Genomic DNA, 16,921 nt, shown 5'->3' with positions numbered 1-16,921 from the left:
CCGCGTCAGGCGCCGCGTGCCTGACGCGCCTCGTAGGCCTTCAGATGGTTGTACGCGATGCGCAGCAGCGACAGCGTGCCGCCGTTCTGCGGGTCGCCGCCGCGCGCGATCAGGTCGCCGAGAATGTGATCGGCTTCGATCGGTGCGTGGTTCTCGACGTCGCGCAGCATCGATGCGGTCATCGGCGAGCCCTGCGTGAACAGCACCGTGTTCGCACGGCCCTCAAACGCCTCGCCGACCGGATGCCCGTTGTGCGCCGCCACTGCACGGCACTCGGCGAGCAGCCCTTCGATCACACGGCGGCCGTCCGGTGCCGCGAGAATGTCGCCGATCGCCGCGCGGTTCAGACACGTCGCGGACGCGAGCGTCGCGAGAAACACCCACTTGTCCCACATCTGCTGCGGCACGTTGTCGACCGCGTTCGCATCGAAGCCCGCACCCTGCATCTGCGCGGCGATCGCCTGCACGCGCTCGCTCGTACCGCCCTGCAGTTCGCCGAACGTGATCGAATGCAGGTCGTTTAGATGGACGATCTCGCGCGCGGGGTTCAGTGTCGCCGCGATCACGCACAGGCCACCGAGCACGCGCTGCGCGCCAAACTTCTGCGTCAGCACGTCGATATGACGCATACCGTTCAACAGCGGCAGGATCGCGGTATCGGGACCGACGGCCGGTGCAAACGACGCGATTGCGTCGTCTAGATGGTAGGCCTTGCAGCTGAGCAGCACGACGTCGTACGGTCCGTCGATGGTATCGGCCAGCACCGTCTTCACGTCGCGCAGCGTCGCGTCGCCACGCGGACTGCGGATCACGAGACCCGCGTCTTTCAGCTGTGCGGCACGCGCAGGCCGCACGAGAAACGTCACGTCGCGCCCGGCCTGCGCGAGACGTCCGCCAAAATAGCCGCCGACGGCCCCCGCTCCCACCACGAGAATACGCATTACGCCTCCTGTATCGATCTGTTCGTGAGCGGCCCGGCGCGATATCGGTGTGATCCGGCCGCGACAACCGCAAGCCGGTCACTGTAGCAAGATTCGCTTACGCGCACCTGCAACCGCGCACGAATCCTTGCCGTCGTCAGGGTTACCCGCGCGGCGACATGGCGTCAGGCTTTACAGCACCTCCAGCGCAAGCGCGATCCCCTGGCCGCCGCCGATGCATAGCGTCACGATGCCGCGTTTCAGGCCGTCGCGACGCATCGAATGGATCAGACGCGTGGTCAGCACCGCGCCGGTCGCGCCGATCGGATGGCCGTGCGCGATCGCGCCGCCTTCGACGTTCACGATGTCCTCCGCGAGCCCGAGCTTGTCGATCACCGCGAGCGGCACCGCGGCAAACGCTTCGTTGATCTCGACGCGCTCCACGTCCTTCAGTTGCCAGCCCGCACGTTCGAGCGCGAGCCGCACCGCGGGCACCGGACCGAGGCCGAACAGACCCGGCTCGACCGCGGCGACGCCGTACGCGACGAGACGCGCGAACGGTTCGATGCCGCGCGCTTCCGCGAAGCCGCGTTCCGCGACGAGCATCGCCGACGCGCCCGCATTCAGACCCGGCGCGTTGCCCGCCGTGATCGTGCCGTCGGGGCGAAAAGCGGGGCGTAGCTTCGCGAGCGTGTCGATCGTCGTGTCGGGTCGCGGCTGTTCGTCGCGAGCGAAGCGCACCGGCTCCTTGCGCCCTTCGAGTTCGAGCGCGACCAGTTCTGCATCGAACAGGCCGCGCGCCTGCGCCGCGGCGAAGCGCTGCTGCGAACGCGCGGCGAACCGATCCTGCGCGTCGCGCGTGATTGCGCATTGCGCGACGAGGTCTTCGGTGTGCCAGCCCGAGTGTTCGCCGGAGAACGCATCGACGAGCCCATCGCTCAGCATGCTGTCGTGCACCTGCGCGTTGCCCATCCGGTAGCCCCAGCGACTGCCGTCGAGCAGATACGGCGCACGATCCATGTTCTCCATGCCGCCCGCGACTGCCGCGTCGCCGAAGCCGAGCCAGATCTCGTGCGCCGCCGACGCGATCGCCTGTGCACCCGAGCCGCACACGCGATTGACGGTCAACGCCGGCACCTCGACCGGCACACCGCCGCCGATCGATGCCTGGCGCGCCGGGTTCATCTTGTTGCCGGCCTGAATCACATTGCCGAGCACGACGCTCGCCAGCTGCGCGGGATCGAGCCCACTGCGACGCAGCGTTTCACGCACGACTGCCGCGCCGAGCGCGGTAGCCGGCGTGTCCTTCAGTGCGCCGTTGAACGCGCCGATCGGCGTTCTTACTGGATGACAGATCACTACTTCTCGTGTGTTCATATCGATACTCCTCTGGATGATTCAAATCGTGCAACGTGCGTTCAATGCACCGACGCAACGTCCGTGCTTGCCGCGCCCTGTTCCGCTTCCCAACCGCCACCAAGCGACCGATACATCGCGACCGCCGCGAGCGCATGCTCGCGCTGCGCCTCGTTCAGCGACTGCGCATCACGCAGATACACCTCCTGCGCATCAAGCACGTCGAGGAAGCTCGACGCGCCGTTCTTGTACAGCGCATTCGACAGCCGCAGCGCATCGCTCGACGCGGACAGCGCGCCGCCGAGCCGCTGCACCTGCGTCTCACCGCTGACGAGATCGCTGCGCGTGTCCTCGATTTCCTTCAGCGCCTGCAGCATCGTCTGCTGCAGATTCAGCTGCGATTCGCGCATGCGGCTCTCGTTCTCGCCGATGTTCGCGGTGATGCGGCCCGCGTTGAAGATCGGGCTCGTCGCGCTCAACGCGGCGCTGAACAGGTTGTCGGTCAGCGTCGGCAAGCCGAGGTACGACGATGCGAGCAGACCATCGGTCAGGCTCAGCCGGAACTGCGGATAACGCTGCGCCTTCGCCGCGCCGACTTCGGCGGCGCGCTGTTCGACGCCCGCATACGCGGTCAGCACGTCGGGGCGGCGCAGCAGCGCTTCGGACGGCAGCGTCTGCGGCACACCGGCCGGCGGCACGGGCACCGTCACCGGCTGCGCGGTTGCATCGTTGACGAGCAGGCCGTCGACGCTTTCGGGCGTGCGGCCCGAATACACCGCGATCAGGCTCATCTGATGCTGGATCGTCGACTGCACGCGCGGAATCCGTGCCTGCAGATCTTCGAGCTGGTTGCGTGCCCGCGCGACATCGAGTTGCGTCGACAGGCCGTAACGCAAGCGCTGCTGCGTGAGCTTCAATGCGCGCGCGCGAATCTGCTCGTTTTCATCGAGGATGCGCAGATCGGCCTGCGCCCAGCGCAGATCGACATACGCGCTCGCTGTGTTCGCCGCGAGCGCGAGCCGCAGTTCGCGCAGCGCGGATTCGCGACCGCTCGTCTGCGCGCGTGCCGCGAGCACCGCGAGACGCTCGCCGCCGAACACATCGGGCGTCCAGCTCGCGGCCAGGCCGAAACCGGCTTGACGGACGTAGCCGAGCGGTGGCGGCGCATTCTGGCGCTCGTCGGCGGCCTGCGCGTTCGCATCGAGTTCGGGCAGCAATGCGGCGCCGCGCTGTGTCTCGATCGACTGCGCCTGCTTCACGCGCTCCACTGCGGCTTTCACGTCGAGGTTGCCGTCGAGCGCGGACTGGATCAACTCATGCATCACCGGATCGCCGAACTGCGTCCACCACGCGTCGGCGTCCTGCGCATCGTGCGGGTCTTGCGGCCCATCGACGCTCCAGGCTGCGGGCGCAACGGTCTTTACGGTCTGCGGCAGATCCGCGTGGTCAGCGGGCGGCACCGCGCACGCGGCAAGCATCGTGAGGGCGACGGCCAGCAGGCCGTTCGTAGCGGCGCGTGTTGTTGCCGAATTTGTCAGGATCGATCTCACGGCAATTGTCTTAATGAGCCTCGGGAGGCGGCGCAGTGTTGCCGAACCGCCGCGTGAACAGCACGCTTAGCAGGCCGACGACGAAACACAACGCCACCGCGTAAAACGTGTCGGAGAAAGTGAGAACCAGCGCTTCGCGCAGCACCAGCGCGTGCAGCGTGCCGAGCCCGGCGTTCGCTGCGTTCAGCGCATCGCCACCTACCGCAGCAAAATGCGCGGTCTGCGATTGCAGCACCGATTCGACGACAGGCCGCCCCGCGGTGACGTGCTCGTCGAGCCGCAGATAGTGCAGATTCAGCCGGTCGTTGAGCATCGTGCTCGTCACCGCGATGCCGATCGCGCCGCCCAGATTGCGCATCAGGTTGAACAACCCGCTCGCCGATTTGAGCCGCGACGGCGGCAACGAGCCGAGCGCCATCGTGACGATCGGCGGCACTGCGAACTGCTGACCGATACCGCGCAGCGCCTGCGGAATCAGCAGTTCCTGCCAGCCCCACTGGCTCGTCAGTGGCACGTACAGATAGCAGCCCAGGCCAAAGCACACGAGCCCGAATATCAGTAACCAGCGCATGTCGATGAAGCGCGCGAGCTGCGAGTACGCGGCCAGCGCGACGAGCTGGAAACAGCCCACCGACAGCAGTGCGACACCGATCTGCAGCGAATCGAAACCGCGCACCCGCGACAGGAACAGCGGCGTCAAAAACACCGCGCAAAACAGACCAATGCCGGTAATGAATGACAGCAGACTACCGATGCCGAAGTTGCGGATCGCGAGCGCGCGCAGATCGACGATCGGATCCTTCGCGGTAAGCGCGTGCACGAGAAACAGGAAACCGCAGATCGCCGAGATCCACGCGCAGAAAAGAATCGCGTGATCGCCGAACCAGTTCTTGCGCGGCCCTTCCTCGAGCACGTATTCGAGGCAACCGAGAAAGCCCGACATCAGCAGGATGCCGAGGTAGTCGCCTTTTTTCAGCAGCGACAGATCCATGTCGTCGAAGTGCACGAAACGCGGCACCAGCACCGTGACGAGCAAGCCCGGCACGAGGTTCAGATAGAACAGCCACTGCCACGACCATTGCGATGTGATCCAGCCGCCGATCACCGGACCGATGGTCGGTGCGAGCGACGCGAGCGCTCCGATCGACGTCGACGCGATCAGCCGCTGCTTGCCGGGAAACAGCATGAACGCGGTGGTGAACACGGTCGGAATCATCGCGGCACCGAGCGCGCCTTGCAGACAGCGAAACAGGATCATCGAGTTGATGTCCCACGCGAGGCCGCACAGCATGCTGGTCACCGTAAAGCCGAGCGCGGACGCGGCGAAGACCCAGCGCGTCGAGAACACGCGTGTGAGCCAGCCGGACATCGGAATCACGAGAATCTCCGCGATCAGGTAAGACGTCTGCACCCACGAGAGTTCGTCCTGGCTCGCGGACAAGCCGCCGCCGATGTCCTTTAGCGACGACGCGACGATCTGGATGTCGAGCGTCGCCATGAAGAAGCCGACGCACATCAGCACGAACGCGAACACTTTCGTGCGCGTCGGGAGGTCGGCGGGATTGGCGGGAGCGCGGGCGGCAGGGTTGAAGGTAGCGGCGGTCATGATGCGCGCGGGCCGTGCGTTACGAGCGTGCGGACGCGTCGTCGCGCGCGCCGCGGATATGAACGTCGACCGTCGCCGACAGGCCCGGGCGCAGCACACCCCGCATGTCGCCCGGCACGTCGAGCCGCACGCGCACCGGCACGCGCTGCACGATCTTCGTGAAGTTGCCGGTCGCGTTTTCGGCGGGCAGTATGCTGAACGTCGCGCCCGTCGCCGGTGCGAGGCTTTCCACCGTGCCGTGCAGTTCGCGGTTCGATGCGTCGAGCGACACATCGACCGGATCGCCCGCGCGCATCTGCTTCAACTGGTCTTCCTTGAAATTCGCATCGATCCACAGACCGCTCGCCGGCACCACGGTGAGCAGCGAGACGCCTACGTTCGCAAGCAGCCCGACACGCGCCGTGCGGTTGCCAACGTAGCCGTCGATCGGCGAGCGGATCGTCGTGTATTCGACGTTCAGTGCGGCGACACGCTGTGCGGCCTGCGCGGTCGCGACCCGCGCCTGCGCATCGCCGACCTGCGCATCGAGCACCGCAAGCTGGCGCTGCGCGGCGAGCAGCGCTGCGTTGCTGCGATCCACCGCGGCCAGCGCCTTCGTGTGATCCGCATCGGCGCGCTCGACGATCTGGTTCGATACCGCATCGTCCTTCACGAGTTCGCGATAGCGCGTCTGGTCCGATGCGCTACGTGTCAGCTCCGCGCCCGACGCCCGCACTTCCGCGGACTGCTCGTTGATCGTCGCAAGCTGCAGCGATTTCCTCGCCTGCAGTTCGGTCACCGACGCCTGCGCGCTCGCCACTTCCGCATCGGCCTGCGCGAGACGCGCGTCGTAGTCGCGCGCGTCGAGCTGGATCAGCACCTGGTTCGCGTGCACGAACTGGTTGTCCTTCACGAGCACGTCCGTCACGAAGCCATTCACTTTCGGCGCCATCACCGTGACGTCGCCGCCGACATACGCGTCGTCGGTCGACTCGATGAAGCGGCCGACGAACAACCAGTACGACACCGCGGCTGCAAGCACGACGACCACGATGACGATCGCGAGCAGCATCCATGGAATGCGGCGCGGCGGATGGGCGGAACCGGCTGCGTCCGGTGCGAGGGTCGACGGAGAAGTGGACATGGTCTTTTGTACGTGCGTATGCACTCGTTAGCGTTAAAAAAAAGCGCGTCGGGCGCCGGGTCTTTATCGATGCGGATGCGGGCGATGCCTGAAACTAGCTACCGGTCATGTCCAGCAGTTCGCGCCGCAGCACAGCCGAACGCTGCGCGCCGAAGCGTTGCTCGAATTCGTTTTGCGCGGCTTGCCAGTAGCTTTTCGCCGCTTTCAGCCGCGTGAGGCCTTCGTCGGTCAGCACGAGCGAGAAGAACCGGCGGTCCGTCGCGGTTGCATCGTTCCCGACGAGACCGTCGCGCTGCAGCGGCCGAAGCGCGCGCAGCAGCGTCGTGCGTTCCATCACCATCTCGTCGGCTAGCGTGCGCATCGTCAGCCACCGGCCGCTGCTGAGCCGATGCAGGATCGAGAACTGCGTGATCGTCAAGCCGACATTCGCCAGATGCCGGTCGTACATCTGCGACGCGTAACGCGCCGCTTGCCGGACTGCAAAGCAGTCGTCGTCTGGAGTGAATTCCATCGGTTCGCACCTCGCCGGTCGTTGATAAGCACATCATGTAGTGCATATACACTCACGCGCCTGAAAAATTACCCGGATCGACCGCGTGCTACCTGTTGCGGTCGAAATCCGGGTTACCGATCATCCTGTCGTGACGTCGAACAGCTCGGCGCGCAACGCCTTCGCGCGCGTCTTGCCGAACTTGCTTTCGAATTCGTCCTGCGCCGCGCGCCATGCGATCACGGCCTGTTCGAACGTGTCCTTGCCCGCTTTCGACAGGCTGAACTGATACGTGCGGCCGTCGTGGTCCGACGCCTTCGACTCCACCAGTCCGTCGCGCTGCAGCGGCTTGAGCGCGCGCACGAGCGTCGTGCGGTCCATCACCATCGAATCCGCGAGGTCCATCATCGTGAGATGCGGCTTGCGCGCGAGCTTGGCGAGGATCGTGAACTGCGCCGCCGTCACGCCGACCTGCCCCATATGGCGCTCGTAAATCTGCGTAACGAAACGCGCTGCCTGCCGCAGCGCGAAGCAGTTGCACTCGTCGTAAGAGAGAGGTTTGTTCATGATGGTGCAGTCTATATGTGCGTATGCACGCTGTCAAGCCGAATTGCACGTCCGGGCGCATTGCGGTATGGTCCGGGACCGGGATAACCGAAGCCGAGCCTCGAAACCCAACTGATCCACCGGTGCGCGTCACAGCGCGCCGCCACATATCGGAAGGGCTTTATGGACTCGCGCATCTACTGGCTGGCGGCCACGGTTTTTCTCGCCGGCATCGACGAAAACATCTGCATCGGCATTCTGCCGGCCATTGCGGGCGATCTGCGCGTCTCGCTCGCCTCCGCCGGGCAACTCACCACGATTTTCTCCTGCGTATTCGCGGCGACCGCGTTCGGTCTGTCGCTACGCATCGCGCGAAGCAACCGCAAGCGATTGCTGCTCGCGGCGCTCGGCGTATTCGCGGTGAGCAACCTGCTCGCCGCGATCAGTCCCGGCTATGCGTCGCTGTTTGCCGCGCGGATCGCGATGGCGGCCAGCTGCGCGACCGCGATTCTCGTCGCGACCCGTCTCGCCGCCGACCTGGCCCCCGCCGACGCGCGCGGCCGCGCGATCGGCATCGTGTTCATGGGGATCAGCGGGTCACTGGTGCTCGGCGTGCCCGCCGGGATGACGATCGCCGATCTCGCGGGCTGGCGCGTGGTCTTCATTGCGATCGCGCTGCCGGTGCTGCCGCTCGCGGTTTATCTCGCGTCGCGCTTGCCCGACTCGCGGACAGCCGCTTCATCCACACCGCCGTTGCGTGCGTATCGCGCGCAACTCGCGCATCCGAAGATGCTGTGCGGGCAGCTTGTATCGGTCGCGATGATCGGCGGGCACTTCACGCTGTTCGCGTATCTCACGCCTTATTTGCAGGCGCGGCTCGCGCCGGCCGCGGGCACGCTGACGCTGCTGTATGCGGCGTTCGGCATTGCGGGTGTGGCGGGCGCGTGGCTCGGTGGCTGGTTCTCGGACCGCGCGGGGACGGCACGCGCGCTCGTCGCGTGCCCGGCGGTGTTTCTGCTGGCGATGGCCGCACTGCCACTCACGGGTCGTAGCCCTGCGCTGTTCGTCCCTGCGATGATGGTCTGGGGCTGTATCAGCTGGTCGATCTCGCCGATCGTGCAGAACTATCTGATCCGCAGCGCACCGGGCGCCGCCGACGCGAACGTCGGCATCAACGTATCGGCGATGCATCTGGGCGTGGCGCTCGGCGCGGGGGCCGGCGGTCTGCTGGTCGAACGCGGCGCGTTGCTCGCGACACCGTGGGCCGGTTGCGCGATCGTTGCGCTCGCGCTGGTGCTCGCATGGGTGTCGACACGCACGGCCGCGCCGGTGGATGCGATGGCGGACACACGAAGCACGAACGGCCGCACCATGGACGCCTGAACACACGGCACCGCACAGCACGGCACGTCGCCACGCAACGTGCCGCCCGCAACACCGTCCGCTACTTCTTCTGCTGCAACAGCGCCTTCAACTCCGCGACGTTCTCGTCGACGCGCTTTGCGATCACGGCATACGATTCCGCCTGCGAACGGTATGCCGCCTGCGCAAGCTGCTGCATGTCGGCGAGCGCCTTGTGCAGCGTCTGCTGGACCAGCTCGGCGGTCTGCGCCGACGGCGCACCGCCCGACGCCGTCACCTGCGTGGCCACCGACTGCAGCTCACCGAGTGTGCTGCGCAACATGTCGGCCTGCTTCTGCGCGAGCGCCTGCATGCCCTGCAACGCAGTCTGATTCGCGGTCACCAGTGCCTCGACGTCCTTGCGACGCGCGTCCATGATGGCGGGCACGTCGAAGCCCGGCAGCTTGAACTGTTCGAGCAGCTTGAAGAAGTCGCCAAACGGATTGGCCGGGTTCGGTTGTTCCATGCTCGAGTCTCCCTGACGTGTGCGCAGGCCCTGCGCAATGGGTGCACCGCCCACTGACGGCGTGCCACACGATCATGCCCGTTAGCAGCCCGTTACGCCAGCGAACGATATTGCGCGCCGCGACAGAGCAGCACCGCGTCAGCGCCGCCCGGATTCCACAGTAGAGTGCCCCAAGCCGTGCCTTTGGGCCGATGTTTGCCTATGCTTTGATCTCGCTGAGCGGTGTTATGCATCGCCACGGCAACCCTTAAGCAACCTTCAAGCAACCCGTTTCGCTGGAGAAGCCGGACCATGGATACCGCGACGAGCAGCGCCGCCACCGTGCGGCAGATCGCCGACCTGCCCTGCCCAAAGGGCTTGCCGCTGATCGGCAATCTGCATCAGCTGACGCCGTCGAAACTGCATCTGATCCTCGAACGCTGGGCGAACGAGCTCGGTGCGCCGTATCGCTTCCAGATCGGCGGCAAACCGATCGTCGTGTGGACGGATGTCGAACTCTGCCAGACCCTGTCGCGCGAACGTCCGCATCGTTACCGGCGCTTTCGCGTGCTGGAATCCGTGCTGCAGGAGATCGGCAGCAACGGCCTCTTTTCCGCCGAAGGTGCCGCATGGGAGCCGCAGCGCCGCCTCGTGATGCAGGCGCTGTCGATCCCGCACATCAAGGCCGTGTACCCGACGATCGCCGGGATCACCGGGCGGCTGCACGAACGCTGGCGCCGCGCCGCCGCGAACGGCGAGACCGTGGAGATGACAAAGGATCTGAAACGCTACACCGTCGACGTGACGAGCGCGCTCGCGTTCGGCGAAGACCCGCGCACGATCGAGAAGGACAGCGGTGTGATCCAGGAGCATCTCGCGCTGATCCTGCCGCTCGTCACGGCGCGCATCAATGCGCCGTTTGCGTACTGGCGTTACGTGAAGCTGCCGCGCGACCGGCGCGCGGACCGCGCGCTCGTCGAAGTGCATCGCTACGTGCGGCGGATGATGCAGCGGGCGCGCGAGCGCATGCGCGACGAACCGTCCGACGAGCCGCGTCATCTGCTCGAAGCGATGCTCGCGATGCGCGACGCGCCCGATTCCGGCATCACAGACGACCAGGTCGCCGCGAACGTGCTGACGCTGCTGCTCGCCGGCGAGGATACGACGGCGAACTCGATCGCGTGGGCGCTCTACTACGTCGCGACAGATTCTGCGCTGCAGCAGCGTCTCGCCGACCAGTCGCGCGCGGTGCTCGGCAGCGCGAACGTGTGCCCGGACTATGCACAGGTGAAGGATCTCGAACTGCTCGAAGCGGTCTGCACGGAAGCGAGCCGGCTGCGGCCGGTTGCAGCGGTGAGTTCGTTCGAGCCGCTGCAGGACGTGCAGCTCACCGACGTCCATGTGCCTGCGGGCACGACGATGTTTTTCGTGAACCGGCCGTCGATGCTCGACGAACGCCATTTCGCGCAGCCGCAAACCTTCGATCCCGACCGCTGGCTGCGTGCCCGCGATGCACAGACCGGCGCGCACGATACGCGCGCGTATCTGCAGTTCGGCGCGGGGCCGCGTGTCTGTCCGGGGCGGCACCTCGCCGGTGTCGAGATGCGGCTCGTGTTGTCGATGTTACTCGCGAACTTCAGGATCGAACTCGCCGTCGAGCCTGAGAGCATCGAGGAAATCACCGCGTTCACGATGGTGCCGAGCGCAATGCCGATGCGCGTGTCGCTGCGCACGTAAAGGTTCGGTCTCTCTCGACTGCCGGATTACGCGCAGCTATTCGCGCACGGTCCGGCGCGGGCGTTTGCCCGGCGCCGGCGTCGGCGCTTTCGGCGCGGGTGCGCTCTGCTGCGCGAGTTGCTGCGAGCGCATCATCCAGCGCTCGACGGCTTGCGCGCGGTTGGGCAAATCCGCCGCGTCATTCATGTCATTCGCTCCGTTCCCCACGCCATCGCTCATACCGCTCATACCGCTCACACTGCTCGCCCGCGCATCGGGCGTGAAGCCGTAAGCTGCGCCCTCTGCAGGCTCCGCGGCGTTCTTCATCAGCAGTTCCGCGTACGCGACGAGCGCCGCCTGCGCGCCATGGAAACTCTCCTGCGCATCGGCGGCATCGGCTGCATGTGCAGGTGCGGCCGAGGTGTCCCCCGGCGCGGTCCCGATCATCGCGGCCATCGCAGGCGCCGCCTGCTGTGTCCCGGCGACCTGCCCGACACTCACCGGCGTGTCGTCGCGCGGCTCCGCAAGCGACAGCGCATGCGCAAAGCTCGCAATCGCATTGACGCCCGGCGCCGGCTGGATGCGCCGGCACAGATACGGCAGCCCCCACTTCTCGCACGCGTAGCGCAGGATGCTCGTGTGATCGTAGACGGTGTGGTCGACGCCCTGCTTCACCCACGGCGACACCAGGATCGCCGGCACGCGCACGCCCAGCTGGTCGAACCCGAACGGCATCGCAGGATCGGTATGGTCGTCGGGTGCAATGGTCGGCGGCGGCGTCACGTGGTCGTAGAAGCCACCGTGCTCGTCGTAGGCGACCACGAGCAGCGTGGACTTCCATAGATCGTCGTTCGCGCGGATGCGGTTGTACACGTCGGCGATCAGTTGTTCGCCGGCGGGCACGCCTACCGGCGAGTGCTGGTCGTTCTCGACGCCGAAGATGCCCGCGAAATAGCGCGGCTCGATGAACGCATACGACGGGAAGTCCTTTTCGTCGCCGTCGCAGGCGGTGTAAAAATCGCTCATCGACTGATAGCCGCTGCCGAAGAAGCGCGGCTTGAGCTGGTCCAGCACGATCGATTGCGGAATGCTGTCGTGATAGATCTTCCACGAAACGCCCGCCCGGTCGAGGCTGTCGTAAAGCGTCGGCTGCGTATAGCGGCCGACGAACGCCTCGACCGCACCGGGCGTCAAGCCGTTGGGCATCAGTACGTCGCCAAGGCTCGTGCCGCTGTGCACGAACAGCCGGTTCGGCCAAGTCGGCCCTGGCAGCGACGAAAACCACGCGTCGCAGATCAGGAAATTTTTCGCGAGCGTGTGCAGCACCGGCAGATCGCCGTCCTTGAAATACGCCATCACCTGATCGCCGTCCGTCTCCGGCGAACCGGGATTCGCGTTGCGGTACGCGTCGATGAAATGCCCCATCCGGTCGCTGATCTGCTCGCGCACGTCGACGAATTCGTGCGGCACGTTGAAGTTCGTGCGCACGAACGGCTGTGCGATGGGTTGCTGCGCGACGGTGCGGTTGAACGCGGCATCGGCGTTCGTGCCCGGATGATCCGAATCGACACCGTTGATGTCGGTGTTGAAGCTCGCGCGCAACGCGCCGAGCATGTGATCGAACGAGCGGTTCTCGAGCATCAGCACGACGACGTGACGAACCGGATCGGCGACCGGCTGCGGCGTGTTTGACAGCGCAGCCTGTGCCGCGCCCTGCACGGCCCCCGGTGCGGCCGCGGCCAGCCCCGGACCCGGTGGGCCCGACGATGCGTCGCGCACACTGCCGTTGCCCGGGTGACTGCGCCGGTACACGCGGCCGCTGTGCGTGGCCGCCTTCAGATCGAAGCGGCGCAGCGCGGTGCGATCGAGGCCAAAGAACTGCCTGCTGCAATCCGACGCCGGATCGAAGTAGCCGATATAGCCGCCGGGATTCACGCCGAACGACGGCAACGTGGTACCGCAGAAGTCGTTGCGCGCGCTGCTGTCCGTTCCGACAGCGAAGTACTGCGGCAGTACGAAGTTCGACACCGACACGCCGTCGATCTCGTAGCTTTGTCCCTGCACCGCGTCGCACATCTCGAAGTAGTGATAGACCGTGCGCGACGGCGTCTCCGGATTCGGTCCCTGGACGAGCAGGTTGCACTGCGGATCGCCGATCAGCTCGAGTGCTTCGTGCGACAGCGTCGTCGACCATTCGTCGCCGAGCGCCCGGCACAGGTCCAGATAGACAAACCCGTATGGAATACCCGCGAGATTGCGCGTGTGATATCCGAGCGCATCGCTCGATGTGGCCGAATCGACGACATAGAGAAGCGCATCGCCGCGCAGTTCCGCCAGCTGGTTCAGCGACGCGGACGGCCCGGCCGGCCCATCGACGCGCAGCCGTCCGCCGAACGCCCAGTAGGGTTCGAAGTCTTCGGCAATCTGCCGGTTGATCGCGCGCACGACGCGGTGCATCTCGCGCTCCGCAATCGAACTCGACCGGTTCACGACGGAAATCTGGAACATGCGCGCTCCTTCTGTTCTCGCTGTGTCGCATCGCATGCGACGTCCGCCCCCGTTATAGACGAACCGGCCATGCATTTTTACATGGGGAAAACGCGCAGGTCCTCATGCCCGCATAACGGGCATGCATCATGCGACCGGTGTACTGTTACAAAAAAACGGCATCGTCAACGGAGGCATCATGCACAGATGGTTGATCGGCGGCGCGCTCATGGCCGCACTCGGCGCAGCAACATGGTCCGGCACGGCGTCCGCACAAAGCCAGGCGTACACGAACGTACCGGTGAACGTCCGTGCCGGCCCCGCTCCGGACTACCCGGTGGTCGCACAGTTACCCGGCGGTGCGAGCGTGTCGGTGATGGGCTGCGTGAGCGGCTACACGTGGTGCGACGTGGCGGTGCCGGGACTGCGCGGCTGGGTCTACGGCGGCAGCCTCAACTATCCGTATCAGGGCGCAACGGTACCGCTGATGAGCTACGGGCCCACGATCGGGCTGCCGATCGTCGTGTTCTCGCTCAACACGTACTGGGGCAGCTACTACCGCAACCGGCCGTGGTATCGCGACCGCTCGCGCTGGATGAATCGTCCGCCGCCGCGGCCGGGGCGACCCCCTGTACACGGCGGAGGGCGACCGCCGGGCCAGGGCAACGCGCGGCCACCGGGACCGCGGCCGCAGCCGGGCCAGGGCGCGGGCAGACCGGGGCGGCCAGGCGGTCCCTCGGCGGGCGGGCAACGGCCCGGCGGCCCAGGTGCACAGCCAGGCGGTGGCAGGCCAGGCGGCCAGGGCAATGCGCGTCCGCCGGGCGGGGGCAACAACGGCGGAAATCGCGGCGGGAATAACGGGGGAAGTAGAGGAAGCGGAGGCCGCGGCGGCCCGCCTCCGCGCAACTAGCGGCGAGCGCCGAACCCCATGCGCTAGAAAGACGTGCCGATCTGGAACTGGAACTTCTGGTATTGATCGCCCGCGTGACGCACGATCGGAAAGCCGATGTCGAGCTTCAGCGGTCCGATCGGCGAGATCCATTCGAGGCCTACGCCGTAGCTGTAGCGCAGGCCGTTCGCGCCGGTGCTGCTGCTGCCTTCGCTGCCCCACACGTTGCCGCCGTCGACGAACGAGAACACGCGCAGCGTGCGGTCGTAGCCGGTACCCGGCAGCGGGAACGTCAGTTCGACGTTACCGACGACCATCTTCGAACCGCCGATCGGATCGCCCGTCGACGTGTCGCGCGGCCCGAGCGAACCCGACTCGTAACCGCGCACCGAACCGATGCCGCCCGCGTAGTAGTTCTTGAAGATCGGGTACGGCTTGCCATCGAGCCCATTGCCGTAACCGGCCTGGAAGTTCAGCCCGAGTACGAAGCCGCGCGAGAACGAATAATAGTATTGCGATTGCACGTCGGCCTTGTAGTACGGCGTGGTACCGAGCGGCGTGCCGTACTCCGCGTTGGCCTGCGCGAAGTAGCCGCGGCTCGGCACGAGCGCGCTGTCGCGCGCGTCGCGCGACCAGCCCACGGTGAGCGGGATGTTGTTCGACACACGGCCGAACTCGCTCACGTAATCTTTGTAGCTTTGCGGCGTCGCCGAGTCGATGTCGATGCGATCCTGTTCGATGCCGGTGCCGAAGTACACCATGTCGTTTTCCGAGAACGGAATCCCGAACTTCAGGTCGGCGCCAACCGAGACAATCCGGAAACTCGAATCGCTCGAGTAGTACAACGGCTCGGTCGTGCGCCAGTAGACGTCGGTGATGCGCTTGATACCGTCGATCGTGAAGTACGGATCGACCTGCGTAACGCTCAGCGTGCGGGCCGTCGTCGATGTGTTCACGTTGACCGACAGGCTCGTGCCCGAGCCGAACACGTTGTCCTGCGATACGCCCGCCGAGATGATCGGCCCTTCGCCCGACCCGTAGCCGAGACCGAGCGAAATCGAACCGGTCGGTTTCTCGGTCACCTTGACGTCGACGTCGACCTCGTCGGGCGTGCCTTCAACCGGCACCGTCGTCACGTCGACGTCGGTGAAATAGCCAAGCCGGTTGATCCGGTCTTTCGACAGCGCGAGCCGCGTCGAATCGAACCACGCTCCCTCGAACTGACGCATTTCGCGGCGCACGACTTCGTCGCGTGTGCGCGTGTTGCCTTCGATGTTGACGCGCCGCACGTACACGCGCTTGCTTGGATCGATCTGCAATGTCAGCGCGACCTTGTGATGTACCTGATCGATGTCCGGCACCGCGTTCACCGTCGCGAACGCGTAACCGTATTCGCCGAGCTTGTCGACGAGCGCCTTCGTCGCGGCCTTCAGTTTTTCCGCCGAGAACCGGTCGCCCGCCTTGATCTTGACGAGCGTGTTCAGTTCGGCTTCGCGGTTCAACAGGTTGCCACCCAGCTTGAGGCTCGAGATCGTGTACGGCTCGCCTTCATGCACCGTCACCGTCAGGTACATGTCCTTCTTGTCCGGCGACAACGACACCTGGGTCGACTCGAAATTGAACTCGAGGTAGCCGCGGTTCAGATAATACGAGCGGACATTGTCGAGGTCGACCGTGAGTTTGTCCTTCGAATACAGATCGTTCTTCGTGTACCACGAGAACCAGTTCGGCGTGGACAACTGCATTTCGTCGCGCAGCGTGTCGGTGCTGAACACCGTGTTGCCGATGAAGTTAACCTGGCGGATTTTCGCGCTCGGCCCCTCGATCACCGCGAACAGGATCGCGACACGGTTGCGGTCGATCGGCGTGATGGTGGTCGTGACTTCGGCCGCGTAGTAACCACGCGTCAGGTACTGACGTTTCAGTTCCTGCTCCGCCTTGTCGACCAGTTCCTTGTCGTAGTAGCGCCCCTGCGACAGACCCACCGCGTTCAGCGCCTTCGTGAGGTTGTCCTTGTCGAACTCGTGAATGCCGGAGAAATCGATCGTGCCGATGGCCGGACGCTCGAGCACCTGGACGATCACGACGTTGCCTTCGGTCGAAATCTTCACGTCATTGAAGAAGCCCGTCGCGTACAACGTGCGGATCGCTTCCGATGCCTTGTCGTCGGTGAAGGTGTCGCCCTGCTTGATCGGCAGGTAGGAAAACACCGTGCCCGGTTCGATGCGGCTCAATCCTTCGATACGGATGTCGCGCACGACGAACGAGTCCGCGGCATGCGCGGACAATGCGAACGTGCCTGCGCCGAACAGGGCGAGGGCTTTGGCGCAGCGCGCCGAGAGAGTCTGAAACGTCATGCAGCCCAGAGAGAGAAGTAACGACGCAAACACGC

The 16,921-nt window shown here is 65.5% G+C and carries 12 protein-coding genes and 1 pseudogene; 3 read left to right on the top strand and 10 right to left on the bottom strand.

All coding sequences use genetic code 11. The features are described from left to right. Nucleotides 1-5: 5 nt before the first annotated feature. The 7 genes from panE to ACREXZ_RS13365 form a co-directional block, all read right to left on the bottom strand. Nucleotides 6-941 carry a 2-dehydropantoate 2-reductase gene (gene panE / locus ACREXZ_RS13395; protein ID WP_431764564.1) on the bottom strand — a complete coding sequence of 312 codons (936 nt, stop codon included), beginning with the start codon at nucleotides 939-941 and terminating at the stop codon, nucleotides 6-8. Nucleotides 942-1,112: 171 nt separating this feature from the next. Further along, nucleotides 1,113-2,297, bottom strand: a complete 1,185-nt coding sequence (locus ACREXZ_RS13390; protein ID WP_431764563.1) for a thiolase family protein — start codon at nucleotides 2,295-2,297, stop codon at nucleotides 1,113-1,115. 41 nt (nucleotides 2,298-2,338) lie between these two features. After that, a complete protein-coding gene (locus tag ACREXZ_RS13385; protein ID WP_431764743.1) occupies nucleotides 2,339-3,754 on the bottom strand; it encodes an efflux transporter outer membrane subunit in 1,416 nt (471 codons plus the stop codon). An 82-nt stretch (nucleotides 3,755-3,836) separates the two neighbouring features. After that, on the bottom strand, nucleotides 3,837-5,432 hold the full coding sequence (locus tag ACREXZ_RS13380) for a DHA2 family efflux MFS transporter permease subunit (protein ID WP_431764562.1): 1,596 nt from the start codon (nucleotides 5,430-5,432) through the stop codon (nucleotides 3,837-3,839). 19 nt (nucleotides 5,433-5,451) lie between these two features. Further along, on the bottom strand, nucleotides 5,452-6,555 hold the full coding sequence (locus tag ACREXZ_RS13375) for an HlyD family secretion protein (RefSeq protein ID WP_431764561.1): 1,104 nt from the start codon (nucleotides 6,553-6,555) through the stop codon (nucleotides 5,452-5,454). Between the two features lie 94 nt (nucleotides 6,556-6,649). Then, the gene (locus ACREXZ_RS13370; RefSeq protein ID WP_431764560.1) at nucleotides 6,650-7,066 is read right to left on the bottom strand and encodes a MarR family winged helix-turn-helix transcriptional regulator; all 417 of its coding nucleotides are present in this window, start codon (nucleotides 7,064-7,066) and stop codon (nucleotides 6,650-6,652) included. Between the two features lie 120 nt (nucleotides 7,067-7,186). Further along, a complete protein-coding gene (locus ACREXZ_RS13365) occupies nucleotides 7,187-7,612 on the bottom strand; it encodes a MarR family winged helix-turn-helix transcriptional regulator (RefSeq protein ID WP_431764559.1) in 426 nt (141 codons plus the stop codon). Nucleotides 7,613-7,774: 162 nt separating this feature from the next. On the opposite strand from ACREXZ_RS13365, the gene ACREXZ_RS13360 reads away from it, so the two are divergent. Then, the gene (locus ACREXZ_RS13360; protein WP_431764558.1) at nucleotides 7,775-8,974 is read left to right on the top strand and encodes an MFS transporter; all 1,200 of its coding nucleotides are present in this window, start codon (nucleotides 7,775-7,777) and stop codon (nucleotides 8,972-8,974) included. 61 nt (nucleotides 8,975-9,035) lie between these two features. Here the strand turns inward: ACREXZ_RS13360 and phaP are convergent, their stop codons facing one another. Then, nucleotides 9,036-9,458: a TIGR01841 family phasin gene (gene phaP, locus ACREXZ_RS13355; RefSeq protein ID WP_431764557.1), complete on the bottom strand. Its 423-nt coding sequence runs from the start codon at nucleotides 9,456-9,458 to the stop codon at nucleotides 9,036-9,038. 291 nt (nucleotides 9,459-9,749) lie between these two features. On the opposite strand from phaP, the gene ACREXZ_RS13350 reads away from it, so the two are divergent. After that, on the top strand, nucleotides 9,750-11,174 hold the full coding sequence (locus tag ACREXZ_RS13350; protein WP_431764556.1) for a cytochrome P450: 1,425 nt from the start codon (nucleotides 9,750-9,752) through the stop codon (nucleotides 11,172-11,174). Nucleotides 11,175-11,210: 36 nt separating this feature from the next. Here the strand turns inward: ACREXZ_RS13350 and ACREXZ_RS13345 are convergent, their stop codons facing one another. After that, entirely contained in the window at nucleotides 11,211-13,661 is a 2,451-nt protein-coding gene (locus tag ACREXZ_RS13345) for an alkaline phosphatase family protein (protein WP_431764555.1), read from the bottom strand. Nucleotides 13,662-13,839: 178 nt separating this feature from the next. Here ACREXZ_RS13345 and ACREXZ_RS13340 point away from each other — a divergent pair, with 178 nt between their 5' ends. Beyond that, a complete protein-coding gene (locus ACREXZ_RS13340; RefSeq protein WP_431764554.1) occupies nucleotides 13,840-14,550 on the top strand; it encodes an SH3 domain-containing protein in 711 nt (236 codons plus the stop codon). 23 nt (nucleotides 14,551-14,573) lie between these two features. Here the strand turns inward: ACREXZ_RS13340 and bamA are convergent. After that, nucleotides 14,574-16,817 (bottom strand): annotated as a pseudogene (bamA, locus tag ACREXZ_RS13335) (outer membrane protein assembly factor BamA); the annotation flags it as partial. Between the last annotated feature and the right edge of the window lie 104 nt (nucleotides 16,818-16,921).

Source organism: Paraburkholderia sp., assembly GCF_050742655.1.
Taxonomy (GTDB): Bacteria; Pseudomonadota; Gammaproteobacteria; order Burkholderiales; family Burkholderiaceae; genus Paraburkholderia.
This window is presented reverse-complemented; position numbering and strand designations above follow the sequence as displayed.